The organism is Salmonella sp. SAL04202, assembly GCF_046550775.1.
In the GTDB taxonomy this organism is placed as follows: Bacteria; Pseudomonadota; Gammaproteobacteria; order Enterobacterales; family Enterobacteriaceae; genus Salmonella; species Salmonella enterica.
In genome coordinates, this window is sequence record NZ_JBGDXK010000004.1 from 340,273 (window position 1) to 357,711 (window position 17,439).

The 17,439-nt window shown below is 54.9% G+C and carries 19 protein-coding genes; 6 read left to right on the forward strand and 13 right to left on the reverse strand.

The window, feature by feature from the left end:
- Window positions 1-45: 45 nt before the first annotated feature.
- The 9 genes from iscX to trmJ all read right to left on the reverse strand — a co-directional run bounded on the left by iscX (window position 46) and on the right by trmJ (window position 6,715).
- On the reverse strand, window positions 46-246 hold the full coding sequence (iscX, locus tag ACLJQJ_RS17800; RefSeq protein ID WP_000523621.1) for a Fe-S cluster assembly protein IscX: 201 nt from the start codon (window positions 244-246) through the stop codon (window positions 46-48).
- Window positions 247-257: 11 nt separating this feature from the next.
- A complete protein-coding gene (fdx, locus tag ACLJQJ_RS17805) occupies window positions 258-593 on the reverse strand; it encodes an ISC system 2Fe-2S type ferredoxin (protein WP_001124466.1) in 336 nt (111 codons plus the stop codon).
- Window position 594: 1 nt separating this feature from the next.
- Window positions 595-2,445: a Fe-S protein assembly chaperone HscA gene (gene hscA / locus ACLJQJ_RS17810; RefSeq protein ID WP_001196651.1), complete on the reverse strand. Its 1,851-nt coding sequence runs from the start codon at window positions 2,443-2,445 to the stop codon at window positions 595-597.
- Window positions 2,446-2,457: 12 nt separating this feature from the next.
- Window positions 2,458-2,973 (reverse strand): co-chaperone HscB, encoded by a 516-nt coding sequence (hscB, locus tag ACLJQJ_RS17815; protein WP_000384396.1) that lies wholly within the window; start codon window positions 2,971-2,973, stop codon window positions 2,458-2,460.
- 195 nt (window positions 2,974-3,168) lie between these two features.
- Window positions 3,169-3,492: an iron-sulfur cluster assembly protein IscA gene (iscA, locus tag ACLJQJ_RS17820; protein WP_000028952.1), complete on the reverse strand. Its 324-nt coding sequence runs from the start codon at window positions 3,490-3,492 to the stop codon at window positions 3,169-3,171.
- 28 nt (window positions 3,493-3,520) lie between these two features.
- A complete protein-coding gene (gene iscU, locus ACLJQJ_RS17825) occupies window positions 3,521-3,907 on the reverse strand; it encodes a Fe-S cluster assembly scaffold IscU (protein WP_000331704.1) in 387 nt (128 codons plus the stop codon).
- A 27-nt stretch (window positions 3,908-3,934) separates the two neighbouring features.
- Window positions 3,935-5,149: a cysteine desulfurase gene (gene iscS, locus ACLJQJ_RS17830; protein ID WP_000775263.1), complete on the reverse strand. Its 1,215-nt coding sequence runs from the start codon at window positions 5,147-5,149 to the stop codon at window positions 3,935-3,937.
- Between the two features lie 180 nt (window positions 5,150-5,329).
- Window positions 5,330-5,824, reverse strand: coding sequence for a Fe-S cluster assembly transcriptional regulator IscR (gene iscR / locus ACLJQJ_RS17835; protein WP_001241346.1), 495 nt, complete (start codon window positions 5,822-5,824; stop codon window positions 5,330-5,332).
- Window positions 5,825-5,983: 159 nt separating this feature from the next.
- Entirely contained in the window at window positions 5,984-6,715 is a 732-nt protein-coding gene (gene trmJ, locus ACLJQJ_RS17840) for a tRNA (cytosine(32)/uridine(32)-2'-O)-methyltransferase TrmJ (RefSeq protein ID WP_000940032.1), read from the reverse strand.
- 118 nt (window positions 6,716-6,833) lie between these two features.
- Here trmJ and suhB point away from each other — a divergent pair, with 118 nt between their 5' ends.
- The 5 genes from suhB to asrC all read left to right on the forward strand — a co-directional run bounded on the left by suhB (window position 6,834) and on the right by asrC (window position 11,731).
- Window positions 6,834-7,637 carry an inositol-1-monophosphatase gene (suhB, locus tag ACLJQJ_RS17845; RefSeq protein WP_000553467.1) on the forward strand — a complete coding sequence of 268 codons (804 nt, stop codon included), beginning with the start codon at window positions 6,834-6,836 and terminating at the stop codon, window positions 7,635-7,637.
- 144 nt (window positions 7,638-7,781) lie between these two features.
- Window positions 7,782-8,660 (forward strand): alpha/beta hydrolase, encoded by an 879-nt coding sequence (locus tag ACLJQJ_RS17850; RefSeq protein WP_000174944.1) that lies wholly within the window; start codon window positions 7,782-7,784, stop codon window positions 8,658-8,660.
- Window positions 8,661-8,841: 181 nt separating this feature from the next.
- Window positions 8,842-9,885, forward strand: coding sequence for an anaerobic sulfite reductase subunit AsrA (gene asrA / locus ACLJQJ_RS17855; RefSeq protein ID WP_000985209.1), 1,044 nt, complete (start codon window positions 8,842-8,844; stop codon window positions 9,883-9,885).
- Window positions 9,886-9,888: 3 nt separating this feature from the next.
- Window positions 9,889-10,707 carry an anaerobic sulfite reductase subunit AsrB gene (gene asrB / locus ACLJQJ_RS17860; protein ID WP_000017587.1) on the forward strand — a complete coding sequence of 273 codons (819 nt, stop codon included), beginning with the start codon at window positions 9,889-9,891 and terminating at the stop codon, window positions 10,705-10,707.
- Window positions 10,708-10,717: 10 nt separating this feature from the next.
- Window positions 10,718-11,731, forward strand: coding sequence for a sulfite reductase subunit C (gene asrC / locus ACLJQJ_RS17865; RefSeq protein ID WP_000020685.1), 1,014 nt, complete (start codon window positions 10,718-10,720; stop codon window positions 11,729-11,731).
- On the opposite strand, the gene ACLJQJ_RS17870 is transcribed toward asrC, so the two are convergent.
- Both ACLJQJ_RS17870 and ACLJQJ_RS17875 read right to left on the reverse strand, forming a co-directional pair.
- Window positions 11,732-12,718, reverse strand: coding sequence for a nickel/cobalt transporter (locus ACLJQJ_RS17870; protein ID WP_000111004.1), 987 nt, complete (start codon window positions 12,716-12,718; stop codon window positions 11,732-11,734).
- Entirely contained in the window at window positions 12,709-13,347 is a 639-nt protein-coding gene (locus ACLJQJ_RS17875; RefSeq protein WP_063809316.1) for a DUF1007 family protein, read from the reverse strand. The genes ACLJQJ_RS17870 and ACLJQJ_RS17875 overlap by 10 nt, the downstream gene beginning before the upstream one ends.
- A gap of 125 nt (window positions 13,348-13,472) precedes the next feature.
- Here ACLJQJ_RS17875 and csiE point away from each other — a divergent pair, with 125 nt between their 5' ends.
- Entirely contained in the window at window positions 13,473-14,750 is a 1,278-nt protein-coding gene (csiE, locus tag ACLJQJ_RS17880) for a stationary phase inducible protein CsiE (protein ID WP_063809317.1), read from the forward strand.
- On the opposite strand, the gene ACLJQJ_RS17885 is transcribed toward csiE, so the two are convergent.
- Together ACLJQJ_RS17885 and glyA are read right to left on the reverse strand one after the other, a co-directional pair.
- Entirely contained in the window at window positions 14,745-15,884 is a 1,140-nt protein-coding gene (locus tag ACLJQJ_RS17885) for a 3-phenylpropionate MFS transporter (RefSeq protein WP_001173729.1), read from the reverse strand. The genes csiE and ACLJQJ_RS17885 overlap by 6 nt on opposite strands.
- Window positions 15,885-16,079: 195 nt before the next feature.
- Window positions 16,080-17,333 (reverse strand): serine hydroxymethyltransferase, encoded by a 1,254-nt coding sequence (gene glyA / locus ACLJQJ_RS17890; protein ID WP_000919178.1) that lies wholly within the window; start codon window positions 17,331-17,333, stop codon window positions 16,080-16,082.
- Window positions 17,334-17,439: the final 106 nt, after the last annotated feature.

The following is a 17,439-nucleotide window of genomic DNA, read 5'->3' on the forward strand; positions in this document are numbered from 1 at the left end:
TCCTTATTAGCAAACGGGCCGCCGTAGGGCAGCCCGTTATTTGACTTACTCTGCTTCATCCAACCAGACTAGCAGAATCGCCTCCAGAATTTTTTCATTGGATGCGTTAGGGTCGTCGTCAAAATCGTCCAGTTCGCAGATCCACTGATGCAGATCGGTGAAACGAACGGTTTTAGGATCGACATCAGGATATGCGTCGTATAACGCTTCGCCGATCTCGCGGCTATCGGTCCACTTGAGTCCCATACTACCCTCTGTTAATGCTCACGCGCATGGTTGATTGTGTAACGTGGAATTTCGATAACCAGATCGTCGTCGGTAACGCGGGCCTGGCAGCTCAGTCGACTTTCCGGCTCCAGCCCCCACGCTTTATCCAGCATATCGTCTTCTTCTTCCGAACTTTCCGGCAAGGAGTCGAAGCCTTCACGTACAATACAGTGACAGGTGGTGCAGGCGCACGATTTCTCACAGGCGTGTTCAATCTCGATGCCGTTGCGCAGCGCAACGTCAAGAATGGTTTCACCGGTCTCAGCTTCCAGAACTGCGCCATCCGGACAAAGATCCTGATGAGGCAGAATAACAATCTTCGGCATGTTAAACCTCGTCTACGGAATGGCCTTTCAACGCGCGACGAACCGACTGGTCCATGCGGCGAGCGGCAAATTCCTGGGTTTGTTTATCTACGTTTTTAATGGCTTGTTCTATGGCGTCAACATCATCGCCTTGTGCGACCGCGCTTAAATGTGCGGCGGCATCATCAATGCATTGACGTTCTGCGGCGCTTAACAGCGCGGCGTCGGCAGTTAGCGCGCCGGTCAAACTTTCCAGCACGCGCGCGGCTTCGACTTTTTGCTCCGCCAGCATACGCGCTTTCACGTCCTGCTCGGCAAAACTCATGGAATCCTTGATCATCGAGGCGATTTCGCCATCGGTCAGGCCATAGGAAGGTTTGACCTGAATGGAGGCCTCGACGCCGGTGGATTTTTCCATTGCGGTGACGCTCAACAGGCCATCGGCGTCTACCTGGAAGGTCACGCGAATATGCGCCCCGCCCGCCGGCAGCGGCGGAATCCCGCGCAGAGCAAAGCGCGCCAGCGAGCGGCAGTCCTGCACCAGTTCGCGTTCGCCCTGCATCACATGGATAGACATCGCGGTCTGGCCGTCTTTGAAGGTGGTGAAATCCTGCGCGCGCGCCACCGGGATAGTGGTGTTGCGCGGAATGACTTTTTCCACCAGGCCGCCCATCGTCTCCAGCCCAAGAGAGAGTGGAATCACGTCCAGCAGCAGCATTTCGCTGTCCGGCTTGTTGCCGACCAGAATATCGGCCTGAATCGCTGCGCCGATAGCGACCACTTTATCCGGGTCGATAGCGGTTAACGGCGTGCGGCCAAAAAATTCGCCCACGCGCTCACGCACCAGCGGTACACGGGTCGAACCGCCGACCATGACCACTTCCAGAACGTCCTGGGGATCAACGCCGGCATCTTTCAATGCGCGACGGCAGGCCAATAGCGTGCGCTTAACCAGCGCGGAAATGAGATCGTTAAACTGCTCGCGAGTGATCTCCCCCTGCCAGCCCGCAACGTTAACGCGAACAGTATCGGCATCGCTTAAGGCGATTTTCGCGGCAATCGCGGCATCCAGCAGTTCGCGCTGAACGCGATTGTCGCTACGATCGGCAATTCCCGCCTGCTCGCGAATATAGTCCGCCAGCAGATGGTCAAAGTCGTCGCCGCCGAGCGCAGAATCACCGCCCGTCGCCAGCACTTCAAACACCCCGCGGCTCAGGCGTAAAATAGAGATATCGAAGGTACCGCCGCCGAGATCGTAAACAGCAATAACGCCTTCTTTGCCTGAGTCCAGACCGTAGGCAATCGCCGCCGCCGTCGGTTCGTTGAGCAGGCGCAACACATGCAGGCCTGCCAGCCGCGCGGCGTCTTTCGTCCCCTGACGTTGGGCATCATCGAAATAGGCGGGAACGGTAATCACCACGCCATCCAGCTCGCCGGAGAGCGATTCGCTAGCCCGCGCGGCCAGCGCTTTGAGAATATCAGCCGATACGCGTACCGGATTGAGCAATCCAGCCGCCGTGTCAATCATCGGCAGCCCATTAACGCTTGCCTTAAACCGGTAAGGCAGATGCGGATAGCGCGCCTGGATATCCGCCAGCGAGCGTCCCATCATGCGTTTCACAGAGCTGATAGTGTTGGCCGTATCCTGCGCGGCATTGTCACGCGCAGCGTAACCGACCGTATGGCCCTGCTGCTGATAGTGAACCACTGAAGGCAACAGGTGGCGCCCTTCGTGGTCAGGCAGAGTTTCCGCCTGGCCGCTGCGAACCGTCGCAACCAGAGAGTTGGTAGTGCCTAAGTCGATGCCCGCCGCCAGACGACGCTGATGCGGCGCGGCGCTCAGACCAGGCTCACTAATTTGTAATAAGGCCATGTTAGATTCCAGTTAAAAATCGAGCAGCTTTTCTTCGAGTTGTTCTGCGCTGCTTCGCAGTTTATCGAGAAACCGCAGTTTGCGCACCGTATCCGCCGCCGCGTCCCACGCGGCGTTGTCCAACTGTTCCACCATTTGCTGAAGACGAGCATCAAACATCTTTTGTACGCGTTTGATGAAGCTTTCCAGCCGCGCGTCGTCTTTTGATTGTTCGATATCGTCCAGCTCTTCGCGAAGCGTGAGTTGTTCCATCAGAAACGCGGTGTCGCGTACCGTATGTTGCTCGCTGGCCAGATCGAACCCGTGTAAGGAAAGCAGATACTCCGCGCGCGTCAAAGGGTGACGCAGCGTTTGCCAGGCCTGGTTGATCGTGGCGGATTGCTGGACGGCGGCAAGCTGCTGCGCCTGAGTGCCGTTGGCAAATTTGTCAGGGTGATACTGGCGTTGCAGATCCTGAAAACGAAGGCTCAGCGCCTGGGTGTCAATCTGATAACGGGCTGGTAAGCCAAAGAGGGTGAAGTAATCCATAACATTCTCAGGGATAGCCTGTCAGAACAAACCCCACACGCAGGCGACCACGGTGGGGTTATACCTTCTTACTTCGCGCCGCAGATGCGTTGTCTGCGCGGGTTCCCCCAGTCATTTACTCAAGTAAGCGCCTGGGGATTCACTCGCTTGCCGCTTTTCTACAGCACGAATGCTCGGTATAACAGCGGAACACGGTTACACGTGGAAGCTTTCGCCGCAACCACACTCATCTTTCACATTCGGGTTGGAGAATTTAAACCCTTCGTTCAGACCTTCTTTTACGAAGTCCAGCTGTGTACCGTCCAGAAATTGCAGGCTCTTGCCGTCAACCACTACCTTAACGCCTTTGTCTTCAAACACGGTGTCTTCCGCCGTTGGCTCGTCAACAAATTCCAGTACATAAGCCATACCTGAGCAGCCGGAGGTTCTCACGCCCAGACGCAGACCAAACCCTTTACCACGGTTGGCCAGGAAGGTATTAACTCGCGCTGCTGCACTGTCGCTAAGTGTAATCGACATAACAAAACCTCAATGTTAACGTTCTATTTTATTTCGCTTCGCGTTTGCTTTTGTAATCCGCAATAGCGGCTTTAATCGCGTCTTCCGCCAGAATAGAGCAGTGAATTTTCACCGGCGGCAGCTCCAGTTCGTCTGCAATGTCGGTGTTTTTAATCGCCTGCGCTTCGTCCAGGGATTTCCCTTTCACCCACTCCGTTACCAGAGAACTGGAGGCGATAGCGGAACCGCAGCCGTAAGTCTTGAAGCGCGCGTCTTCAATGATACCTTCATCGTTAACTTTAATCTGCAACTTCATGACGTCGCCGCAGGCCGGAGCGCCAACCATGCCGCTTCCCACGTTATCGTCGTTGTTGTCAAACGACCCTACGTTACGCGGGTTCTCATAGTGATCGATTACTTTTTCGCTGTAAGCCATTATAAATTCTCCTGATTCCGATACCGATTAATGATGTGCCCATTCGATGCTGTTCAGATCCACACCCTGCTTGTACATTTCCCACAGTGGAGAAAGGTCACGCAGGCGGCCAATGGATTTACGAACCAGATCAATGGTGTAGTCGATCTCTTCTTCAGTGGTAAAACGACCTAAAGAGAAACGGATAGAGCTATGCGCCAGCTCGTCATTCATGCCCAACGCGCGCAGCACGTAGGACGGTTCCAGACTGGCGGATGTACAGGCGGAACCGGAAGAGACCGCCAGGTCTTTCAGCGCCATGATCAGCGACTCGCCTTCAACGTAGTTAAAGCTCACGTTGAGAATGTTTGGCGCGCCCTGCTCAAGGTCGCCGTTCAGGTAAACTTCTTCAATATCTTTGATGCCGTTCCACAGACGGTTACGCAGACCGCGCAGACGGGCCATTTCGGTCTCCATCTCTTCTTTCGCGATACGGTAAGCTTCGCCCATGCCGACGATCTGGTGGACAGGCAAAGTACCAGAGCGCATACCGCGTTCGTGCCCGCCGCCATGCATCTGCGCTTCAATGCGAATACGCGGCTTACGACGCACATACAGCGCGCCAATGCCTTTCGGACCATAAATTTTATGACCGGAGAAGGACATCAGATCCACTTTCAGTTGGCTCAGGTCGATAGGCAGTTTGCCCACGCTCTGGGTGGCGTCAACGTGGTAGATGATACCGCGCGCGCGGCACATTTCGCCGATGGTCGCGATATCCTGCACCACGCCGATTTCGTTGTTCACGTGCATGATGGAAACCAGAATGGTGTCGTCACGCATCGCTGCTTCGAGCTCGTTGAGATCGATGATGCCGTTGCGCTGGGGCGCCAGGTAGGTCACTTCAAACCCTTCGCGCTCAAGCTGACGGCAGGTGTCCAGCACCGCTTTGTGCTCGGTCTTGCTGGTGATGATGTGCTTGCCTTTTTTCTGATAAAAGTTGGCAGCGCCTTTGATCGCCAGGTTATCGGACTCCGTCGCCCCTGAGGTAAAGACGATTTCACGCGGGTCGGCGCCGACCAGTTCAGCAATCTGGTTGCGGGCGATATCGACGGCTTCTTCAGCCTGCCAGCCGAAACGGTGTGAACGAGACGCCGGGTTCCCAAAGGTTCCGTCCAGGGTCAGAAACTGCATCATTTTCTCGGCAACACGCGGGTCCACCGGCGTGGTTGCGGAGTAGTCGAGATAAATCGGTAATTTCATTGCTCTTAAACTCCGTACATCACTCAATGCAAGGAATCAGGCAACCGGCTGGATGTACGACCGTGTTGACGGGACGTCCGCGTCCCGGCCTGATTCTGAATTCTTTTTTACGCTTCATCCTTCAGACGACCGCGGCATTCACCGCATGAGGCCGCCAGAAGAGATGGCGTAATATTTTAATTAAGCGCGTAATTTAACGTCGATAGCGTCCTGCGCACGACCACTGGCGCGCGGCGCGTCATGCGTGTGCTGGCGACCAGACACATCCAGAACTTCCTGGTTATTCACCAGCTCGCCTAAGGTAATATTGTTGAGAAAACCGGTCAGGCGATCGCTTAAATCACGCCACAGCGCATGGGTCAGGCATTTATCGCCGCCCTGGCAGCCGCCTTTGCCCTGGCAACGGGTCGCGTCAACGGATTCATCAACCGCGCTGATCACTTCGCCGACCGCGATACTGCCAGCATCTTTACCCAGCAGATAACCGCCGCCCGGCCCGCGTACGCTGGAAACCAGACCGTTTTTACGTAAACGGGAAAATAGCTGTTCCAGATAAGAAAGGGAAATCCCCTGACGTTCAGAAATATCAGCCAACGGTACCGGGCCCGCTTCGGAGTTGAGCGCAACGTCTAACATTGCGGTCACGGCATAACGCCCTTTAGATGTCAGTCTCATGTCTTACTTAACCTCAAACTCGCCCCTGCCCGGGGTTTTTTATTGTAAAATGGGGGTATTGCATAGCAGGGACAAGTCTGACATTCCCGAGTAATTTGGTCAACTATTTACTTGAGTAAATTAGTCAGGTATTTAGCGTTCCGTGCGGCATTAACGCGGTTACTTGCCTTTATTCTGCTGCTCAATAGACGCCAGAATCCCACGCAGAATATTCAACTCCTGGCTTTCCGGGCGGGCGCGGGTAAACAGACGGCGCAATTTATTCATCACCTGCCCCGGATGGTTTTCGCGAATAAAGCCAGTGGAGAGCAACGTCTGCTCCAGATGGCCGTAGAAACGTTCAAGATCGTCCACCAGCGGATACGGTGTCTCTTCATGATCTGCCGCGTCGCCGTTTTCCTGCGTCGCCAGCCAGGCCATGCGGACTTCATACGCGATGACCTGTACCGCCATCGCCAGATTCAACGAGCTGTACTCCGGGTTAGCGGCAATAGCGACGTGATAATGGCATTTTTGCAACTCATCGTTAGTCAGCCCGACACGCTCACGACCAAAAACCAGCGCAACCGGCGTATTTGCCGCTTCCGCCACGCTTTTTAAGCCGCACTCGCGCGGATCAAGCATCGGCCACGGCAGAGTGCGGGAGCGGGCGCTGGTGCCGACCACCAGGCTACAGCCAGCCAACGCTTCATCCAGCGTATCGACGATCTGCGCATTACCGATCACATCGCTGGCGCCTGCCGCCAGGGCGATGGCCTGGGAGTCCGGTTTCACCAACGGGTTTACCAGCCACAGGTTAGTTAAGCCCATGGTTTTCATAGCGCGAGCCACGGAGCCCATATTGCCGGTGTGGGAGGTTTCCACCAGCACAATTCGAATGTTTTGCAGCATTGTCTTTCTTCAGCTAAAGATTATTCTGACATCTTACCATAAAACCAAGACAGATTCCGATCTCGCTGCTATACTCTGCGCCGTTTTCCCGTTCTTTAACATCCAGTGAGAGAGACCGATGCATCCGATGCTGACCATCGCCGTGCGCGCAGCGCGCAAGGCGGGTAATGTAATTGCCAAAAACTATGAAACTCCGGACGCTGTAGAAGCGAGCCAAAAAGGCAGTAACGATTTTGTGACCAATGTAGATAAGGCCGCTGAAGCGGTGATTATCGACACCATTCGCAAATCTTACCCGCAACACACTATTATCACCGAAGAAAGCGGTGAGCACGTTGGCACAGATCAGGATGTTCAATGGGTTATCGATCCGCTGGATGGCACCACCAACTTCATCAAACGTCTGCCACACTTCGCTGTTTCCATTGCTGTACGCATTAAAGGCCGTACTGAAGTGGCTGTCGTGTACGATCCGATGCGTAACGAACTGTTCACCGCCACCCGCGGTCAGGGCGCGCAGCTGAACGGCTACCGTCTGCGCGGCAGTACCGCTCGCGATCTGGACGGCACTATCCTCGCTACTGGCTTCCCGTTCAAAGCCAAACAATACGCGACCACCTACATTAATATTATCGGCAAGCTGTTCACCGAATGCGCCGATTTCCGCCGCACCGGTTCCGCCGCGCTGGATCTGGCCTATGTGGCTGCAGGTCGTGTCGATGGTTTCTTTGAAATTGGCCTTCGTCCGTGGGATTTCGCCGCGGGCGAACTGCTGGTTCGTGAAGCGGGCGGTATCGTCAGCGATTTCACCGGCGGTCATAACTACATGATGACCGGTAATATCGTGGCGGGGAATCCGCGCGTCGTTAAAGCCATGCTGGCGAATATGCGCGACGAACTGAGCGATGCGCTGAAGCGCTAAGTCTCTTCGGCGGATGGGGCCACTCATCCGCCGTGCCTTTTCAGGCGTTTTTCCTAAACACAGCCTCATCGCTTTACTTGCCTGCATGTTTTTGTACGATCGCTCCCTGCTCCGCTATGGACATAAAGCGGCAAGGAAGCGAACATGACCCTTCAACATACCCGACGCATCGTCAAATCCCTTTTTATTCTGTTTATTATTGTGGTCTGTATTTACCTGCTACCCCGCGTAGCGATCAATGCCTTTTATTACCCGGACAATAAAGTCTATGGACCAACCCCTGCCGAAGCTGAATCCATTACCTTTACCGCCAAAGATGGCACGCATCTGCACGGCTGGTTTATTCCCACTGCTTTCGGCAGGCCGGAAAACGCCGTCGCGACGGTGATTCATGTCCATGGCAACGCCGGAAATATGTCGGCGCACTGGCCGTTAGTCAGCTGGCTGCCAGAACGCAACGTAAACCTGTTTATGTTTGATTACCGTGGTTTTGGCGAATCTGAGGGCACCCCATCACAAGAAGGGCTACTGGATGATACGAAAAGCGCGATAGATTATGTGCGGCATCGTGCCGACGTTAACCCCGAGCGCCTGGTACTGCTGGGGCAGAGCCTGGGCGGCAATAATGTACTGGCCGCCGTAGGCCACTGCGTAGGCTGCGCAAATATGCGCTACGCCGACCAGGCGGGCATACGTGCGATTATCCTCGACTCAACGTTTTTATCCTATTCCTCCATCGCCAACCAGATGATCCCGGGCAGCGGCTATTTGCTTGATGACCGCTATAGCGCGGATCGCAATATTGCCAGCGTCAGCCCCATTCCGGTATTGATTCTTCATGGCACGGCAGACCATGTTATTCCCTGGCAGGACAGTGAGAAATTGTATGCCCTCGCCCGGGAGCCCAAACAAAAAATCTTCATTCCTGACGGCGATCACATTGATGCTTTTTCCGGACGTTATGCAAACCTTTACCGTGATGCAATGATTAAATTTATTCAGACCGCGCTATCCGCTAAATAGCGCGACGCTGTATATATGCATATTTTATGATTAAGAATATATTTATTATACCGATAGTAAAAACCATTTTTTCCCGTTAGCGAAGGCAGTGGATTAGCGCTAGCGTAACAGTAATATTCAACTGATTTTTATAACAATTTATTTTCATTTGTTTTTCCTGAATATTACTGTGGAGTATGTGATGGCTATCAAAATTACGCCTGACGAGTTTAGTTTGCTTATCCAGCGATTAAACAAAAAATGGCGCGTGTTTGCCCCGTCCGCAGAGTTTCGCGGCGGACGTTTTTCCGACACTGACAACATTATTTATCAACGGATTAGCGGCTGGCGCGATCTCATCTGGCACGAGAAATCGCACATGTCGCCGAATACCATAATTGCCCCTATCACCGAAACGCTCTTTTATTTCGATAAAGACACCATCCAAATTGCCGAGACAGACACTTCCCCGATAATCATCTTTGCCCGCGCCTGCGACATTAACGCCATGTCGCGGCTGGATTATATGTATTTATCAAATGGGAATAATTCCGATTACAGTTACCAACTGCTACGGGAGCATATTCGTTTCGTCCTTATTGAGTGTGAAGAAAGCTTCGAAAATTGTTTCTGCGTCTCAATGGGTACTAATAAAACTGACTGTTATAGCGCCGCCATGCGTTTTAGCGATGAGGGCGCGCTTGTCAGCATCCGCGATCCCTTTATCGAGGCGGCGATACAAGGGCTGGGGCAGGAGGCTGACTATACCCCCTCTTTCGTCAGCGAAAACCGGGAAACCGTCGTCACGCCGGACAGCGTTTGCCGCGATCCGCAAAAAATTCGCGACATTCTCACCCGCCATCCGCTATGGGACGCTTACGACAGCCGCTGCATCAGTTGTGGCCGCTGCACTACCGGGTGCCCAACCTGTACCTGCTATAGCGTCTTTGACGTCGCCTATGATGAAAATCCGCAGCGCGGCGAACGCCGTCGCCAGTGGGCAAGCTGCATGGTGCCGGGCTTTAGCGACATGGCCGGCGGTCATGGTTTTCGCGAAAAACCCGGCGAGCGTCTGCGCTACCGCGCCCTGCATAAGGTCAATGACTACAAAGCGCGCAACGGCATTGAACATATGTGCGTCGGCTGCGGCCGCTGCGACGATCGCTGCCCGCAATACATCAAATTTTCTTTGATTATCAACAAAATGACCGCTGCTGTTCGGCAGGCGCTGGCAGAGGAGGCATAACGCATGTCACATTGTTCCTGTCATGATAAACCGCAGCACAGTTTGCTGCCTGCGGCGTACCGCATCCTCAGTATTACTCGCCACACGCCGCTGGAGTGGAATTTCCGCGTGGCCGTCGATTTTCCTGCGCACTGGGGGCAATTTGTTGAGGTGTCGCTGCCGCGCGTCGGCGAAGCGCCCATCTCCGTTTCCGACTACGGCGACGGCTGGATAGATCTGCTGATCCGTAATGTCGGAAAAGTGACCAGCGCCCTCTTTACGCTGAAAGAAGGCGACAACGTGTGGCTACGCGGCTGCTATGGCAATGGCTATCCGGTCGATACGCTGCGCCATAAACCCTTACTGGTTGTCGCAGGCGGCACGGGCGTCGCGCCGGTGAAAGGCTTAATGCGCTATTTCGTTGAGAATCCCCAGGAAATTGGTCAACTGGATATGATTCTCGGCTATAAAAATCGCGATTGCGTGCTGTACAAAGAAGAAATGGCGACGTGGCGCGGCAAACATAATCTGGTGCTCACGCTGGATGAAGGCGAGGCTGATGACCGTTACCAGATTGGTCGGGTGACCGATCGGCTTGCCGACATGACGCTTAGCGATATCGACACCATGCAGGCCATCGTCGTTGGGCCGCCAATAATGATTACCTTTACCGTAAAAATGCTGCTGCAAAAAGGGCTCAAGCCGGAGCAAATTTGGGTGGACTACGAACGCCGGATGGCCTGCTCCGTCGGGAAGTGCGGCCACTGCCGTATGGGCGAAGTGTATGTCTGCACCGACGGCCCGATATTTAACTACGCCGTCGCGCAACGTTTTGCCGATTAAGGAGAACATCATGAGCATTGATATTGATATCATTAAAGCCCGTGCGAAAAACGAATATCGCCTGTCAAAAGTGCGCGGCGAAGCCATGATCAGCGTCCGCATTCCCGGTGGTATTTTGCCTGCGCATTTGCTAACGGTGGCGCGTGACATCGCCGAAACCTGGGGCAACGGACAAATTCACCTCACTACCCGCCAGAAGCTGGCGATGCCGGGTATCCGTTACGAAGATATCGACAACGTGAACGCTGCGCTGGAGCCGTTTCTTCGCGAGATTGAAATAGAACTGTGCGACGTCCAGGTTGAGGATACCAAAGCGGGCTATCTCGCTATTGGCGGGCGAAATATTGTCGCCTGTCAGGGGAACCGCATTTGCCAGAAAGCCAACACTGACACGACCGGTCTGTCCCGTCGTCTTGAAAAACTGGTCTATCCCAGCCCTTATCATCTCAAAACGGTCATCGTTGGCTGCCCGAATGATTGCGCGAAGGCGTCAATGGCCGATCTGGGAATTATTGGCGTGGCGAAAATGCGCTTCACTGCCGATCGCTGTATCGGTTGCGGCGCCTGCGTGAAGGCCTGTAGTCACCACGCGGTAGGCTGCCTGGCGCTGAAGAACGGCAAAGCGGTCAAAGAAGAGTCCGCCTGTATCGGCTGCGGCGAGTGCGTGCTGGCCTGTCCGACGCTGGCCTGGCAACGTAAGCCGGATCAGCTCTGGCAAGTCCGTCTGGGCGGACGCACCAGTAAAAAGACGCCGCGCGTCGGCAAGCTCTTCCTCAACTGGGTGACTGAAGATGTGATAAAGCAGGTGATCGTTAACCTGTATGAATTTGAAAAAGAGATGCTCGGCGGAAAACCGATCTATCTCCATATGGGCCATCTGATCGACAAAGGCGGCTACCTGCGTTTTAAAGAACGGGTACTGCGCGGCGTTCAGCTCAATCCGGAAGCGATGGTCGCCGAACGCATTTACTGGGCCGAAGACGAATCCGTCGCGCGGATGCATCTCAAACCCGCCGGGCACTAATCAACCACGCCATGGCCGCAGCCCGCCCACAGGCTGCGGCACGCTAAACCACATGACCAGCGCCGCGACAAGCAGTATGACCCCTCCGGCCAGCGCCAGCGTTGACCAGCCTACCTGCCGCCATAACGCTGGCGCTTTGTTTCCACTGAGCTTCACCGCCAGAGCACGAAAAGTGTGTACCAGCAACGCCAGCGAGGTAATCGTTAGCGAGGTTCCCGCCGCCATCGCCAGTACCGACGCCATTCCCCAGCTAAAAACGCCAATCACTTTACTGAATAACAGCACCATTATCGCGCCGGAACAGGGCCGCATCCCCATAGACAGTACGATCATGAGTCGCGCGCGCCAGTCATCGCCGCTATGCAATTGTTCCTGCGTCGGTAGATGCTGATGTCCGCAGCCGCATTTTTCATGGTGAACATGGCGCGGCGTAAAAGCGATAAAGACAGGTTTACGTAGCAGCGCGCGTAACCTTTTTATGGCCCGCCAGCACAGCAAGATGCCCAGCCCGCCAACTAACGCATAGCTCCCCTTTTCCAGCCAGAAACCGCTCAGATGGAGCTGCCTGGCCGGAAGTTGCAATACGGTCAGCACGCCCACCACCAACCCGATAGCCACGAACCCCTGTAATAACGCGGCGGCGAGGGTTAACACGATACTTGATTTCAGCTTCGAAGGATGCGTCGCCAGCCATGTCGCGATCACCACTTTGCCGTGTCCCGGCCCCAGCGCATGAAGCACGCCATACATAAAACTCAGCAGAAGCAACGATCCGCCCGCCCGCTCAGGATGCGTCGCCACCGCGTTAAGCAGCGCGCTCAACTGCTGATTTACGTCCCGCTGCCAAAGAGCGCTTTTCAACATCACCTGCGGCCAGGCCTGCCATATCCACAGACCGCCAACCAGCATCAGCAGCAGGAATAACGCCAGTGGCCACAGCGAGAGCCAGCGTCGCCCCGGAGCGCGTTGAGAAAAAATTACTGACATTGCAAGGTCACCGTTTGGGCAAACTGTTTACCTAAATCCATATCCTCCGGCGGCGCGTCCTCTTTATCCAGCGACTGGGCGAAACGTAGCGTCTCTTCGCCGGGCGCAGGAGTATAAACCTGAATCCGACACTTTTCGCGCAGCGGTTCCGGCATCGTGATATCGCTGTCCTGGTCATAATGCATATCGACATAATAAGAGGGATCAAACGTTGAAAAGGTATAAGTCTGTCCGCTTAACGGCTGCGGTTCAGCCAGCGGTAGCGTAAAGGTCAATACCGCCTGATGCACGTCACGCGTCATACCGTATTCTGTCGGCCTGTTTTTAAACTTCACTTTCGCGCCATTGCGCCACACTTCTGTAAAGTAGTGCTGCCCAAGTACGTTAGCCATCACTTCCGCCGCCAACTTTTTCCATATTTCTGACTCCGGTGCCGCGTTTCCGGCGTCATACAGCAGATCTGCGGACGTCAGCGCGTCCATTGTCCAGCGCATTTTTAACGCCACAAATTGCTCATTTTCACTGACCACCTGCGTTTGCAGACGGATGAAGCTGTGCGGATGCGCCGCCGCCACGAAAGATAAAACGGCAAGAAATAGTGTTAAGGCGCTGCGTTTCACTGGCTTCATCTGTTCCTCGCGATAAAAATTCTGTGACGTTCCTCAGCATTCCTGGCCTAAAAGCACGCTTATCACATTTTTCACGCGCAAACTTTAGCTATCCTTACCAGACAAACTAACGGGAGACCTGACAGATGATGCCGACAATTGCCCCACCATCTGTACTTTCCGCTCCCCAGCGCCGCTGTCAGGTATTGCTGACGCTTTTCCAGCCGGAGCCAATTGCCACGGTGGAAATCTTCAGCGCGCTTAATGGCGTTGATGATGATACTGCCCGTGAGGATATCACTGAGACAAGCCTGGAGATCCAGCGCTATCATCGCCTTGCCATCACAACATGCCAGAACGGTTGCTATCGGATCGAAGGTACAGCACTCGATCAGCGCCTTTGCCTTTTACACTGGCTCAGGCGCGGCCTGCGTTTATGCCCGACCTTCGTCACGCAACAGTTTACCCCGGCCTTAAAAAACGCGCTAAAGCAGCGCGGTATCGCGCGTCCGCTGTATGACGATATTAATCTGCACGCGCTCATCAATCTGTGCGCCCGCCGGTTGCAAAAACCATTTGAACATCGCGACGTGCAGTTCCTGCGTCTCTTTTTACAGTATTGTCTGCTACAACACCATGCCGGCATCACCCCGGAATTCAACCCTGTGCAGCAGATTTGGGCGCAGTCGTGCGCGGAATATCCACTCGCCCAGGAAATTGGTCGTCACTGGCAGCGCCACGTGATGCAGGCCGCACCGCTCAATGAAGCGCTGTTTATGGCGTTACTGTTTTCAATGATTCGCCTCCCCGACCCGATTCGCGACACGCATCAACGGGCGCAGCAACTGCGACTGGAAGTGGCGCGGCTGGTGCTGCGCTTTCGAGAAAAAGGGAACGTACGCTTCAGCGACGAACAAGGGCTTAACGATCAGCTGTATGTCCATCTCGCCCAGGCGCTGAACCGAAGTTTATTCACGATTGGCATCGATAATACGCTTCCGGAAGAGTTCAACCGTCTTTATCCGCGTCTGGTTCGCACCACACGTGAGGCGCTCGCCGGGTTTGAAGCCGAATATGGTATCCACTTTTCCGAGGAAGAGACGGGGCTGGTGGCAGTAATTTTCGGCGCCTGGCTAATGCAGGATAACGCTTTGCATGAAAGACAGATCGTATTGTTAGCGGATAAAAATGATGCGCTGGAGACGCATATTGAGCAGCAACTGCGTGAACTGACCCTGTTGCCGCTGAATATCAGACGGATATCGCTCCAGGCGTTTCAAAAAGAGGGATGCCCGCGCGGCGTAGCGCTGATTGTTACCCCTTACGCCACGCCGCTACCGCTCTTCTCACCGCCATTAATTCATGCGGATCGCACCCTCACAGAGCACCAGCAGCAGCAGATCCGCAAGATCCTGGAATCATGACGCGGCAACCACTTTGGGCCGAAGGAAGATAGCGGGCAATGCCACCAGCGCCATAATCCAGAATACGCCGCCGCCCAGATGTTGATACAGAAAACCGGCAAATACCGTCATAATCGCGATACTGCCGCCCATCGCCACAGCGGAATAGACGGCCTGCAAACGAATCACCTCGCTTCCCTGACGCGCAGCGATATAGCGCATGGCGGCCAGATGGCAAACGGTAAACGTGCCACAGTGCAGGATTTGTATCACAATCAGCCACGGCAACGCCGTACTCCAGCCCATCAGTCCCCAGCGTACCACGCCGCACACAGCGGAAAGCAACAGCAAGTCGCGGGCGCTAAACCGGCGAAATAGCTTTTTACTCAGGGCGAAAATGATCACTTCCGCCACCACGCCCAACGACCATAAATAGCCGACCGCCGATGCTGAATAGCCAGCCCCCTGCCAGTAGATGGCGCTAAAACCGTAGTAGGCGGCGTGCGCCCCTTGCAGCAAACAGACGCAGGCGAGAAAACGCCAACTTTGTGCCACCAGCGTACGCCAGGCGGGCCAGCCTGCGCTCTCCTGCTGACGACTTTCCCCTTGCGGCGGCACGCTGGGACGTAACAACATACCCAGCAACATCGAGGCGACGCCGAGCGTCAGTAGCGCCAGAATCGCCTGGTAATCGTATAAACTCACCAGCTTACCGGTCAGCGCCGACCCTATCACGAAGGCGATGGACCCCCACAGCCGCACCCGACCATAGTCCAGGGTAATTTGCTTTTGCCAGGTATTAGCCAGCGCATCGGTCAGCGGCACCAGTGGTGAAAAGAAGAGGTTAAACCCAACCATCACCACCATTAGCCACGCGACATGCGTTCCTGCCCAAAATGCCAGCGCAAATACCAGCGTCAGCAATGCCAGTACACGCAGCGCGGAGATCAACCGCGAAGGATCGCTTACGCGAGGCGCAATGAGCAGACTACCGAGAAAACGCGCGACCAGCCCCACGCCCAGCAGAAGACCGATGGTTTCCGGCGTTAGCCCAAGACCTTTGAGCCAGACGCTCCAGAAGGGCAGAAAAATACCGTAACTAAAGAAGTAGGTGAAATAACTGAGCGCCAGCCAGCGCGTGGAATGCAATGCCATGATTCCCTCCCGTTTGGAGGCGATAGTCTGGCGGTAAACGGTTGCGCTGGCAAGGGTAACATAAGGTTAACAGGCGGAGGGAGAAGTTCAAACGGCAACGCCGCCGGATAATGACTTCCGGCGGCGTCACGTTATGGCGCATAAGTAATGCCCGACAGACGCAGCGCCATCGGGCCATTTTCACAACATAAGCGCTTACGCGTAAACCGGGAAGCGGGCGCAGATATCCAGCACTTTCGCTTTCACGCGCTCAATGGTGGCTTCATCATTGATGTTGTCCAGCACGTCACACATCCAGCCAGCCAGCTCTTTCACTTCCGCTTCTTTGAAGCCGCGACGAGTAACCGCCGGAGAACCAATACGGATACCGGAGGTCACGAACGGGCTCTTAGGATCGTTCGGCACGCTGTTTTTGTTCACGGTGATGTTAGCACGGCCCAGCGCGGCGTCAGCTTCTTTACCGGTCAGGTTTTTATCCACCAGGTCCAGCAGGAACAGGTGGTTCTCAGTGCCGCCAGACACCACTTTGTAGCCGCGGTTCAGGAACACTTCTACCATCGCTTTGGCGTTTTTCGCCACCTGCTGCTGGTAAACTTTGAACTCCGGCTCCATCGCTTCTTTCAGCGCTACCGCTTTACCCGCGATCACGTGCATCAGCGGGCCGCCCTGCGCGCTTGGGAAGACGGCGGAGTTCAGTTTTTTGTACAGCTCTTCATCGCCGCCCTTCGCCAGGATCAGGCCGCCGCGCGGACCCGCCAGGGTTTTGTGGGTGGTGGTGGTGACAACGTGAGCGTGCGGAACCGGGTTCGGGTAAACGCCTGCGGCAATCAGGCCCGCCACGTGCGCCATGTCGACAAACAGGTATGCGCCGATGCTGTCAGCGATTTCACGCATTTTTGCCCAGTCAACCACGCCGGAGTAGGCAGAGAAGCCGCCGATAATCATCTTCGGCTTGTGCTCTTTGGCCAGCTTCGCCATCTCGTCATAGTCAATTTTACCGGACTCATCGATACCGTAAGGTACGATGTTGTACAGTTTACCGGAGAAGTTAACCGGGGAGCCGTGAGTCAGGTGGCCGCCCTGCGCCAGGTTCATACCCAGAACGGTATCGCCCGGCTGCAGCAGCGCGGTGTAAACAGCGAAGTTAGCCTGAGAACCGGAGTGCGGCTGCACGTTAGCGTAGTCGGCGCCGAACAGTTCTTTCGCGCGGTCGATAGCCAGTTGCTCAACGACATCAACGTATTCGCAACCGCCGTAGTAGCGCTTGCCCGGATAACCTTCAGCGTATTTGTTGGTCAGCTGAGACCCCTGCGCCTGCATCACGCGCGGGCTGGTGTAGTTTTCGGAGGCGATCAGTTCGATGTGCTCTTCCTGACGTACTTTTTCCTGCTCCATAGCCTGCCACAATTCGGCATCATAATCGGCAATGTTCATTTCACGCTTTAACATCCGCATCTCCTGACTCAGCTAACAATAAAATTTGTGCCTGAAAAGGCAGTCCGTGGGACTTCGGCCAACAGTATAACCGAATCATTCTTCGATAACAGGTCTTGAC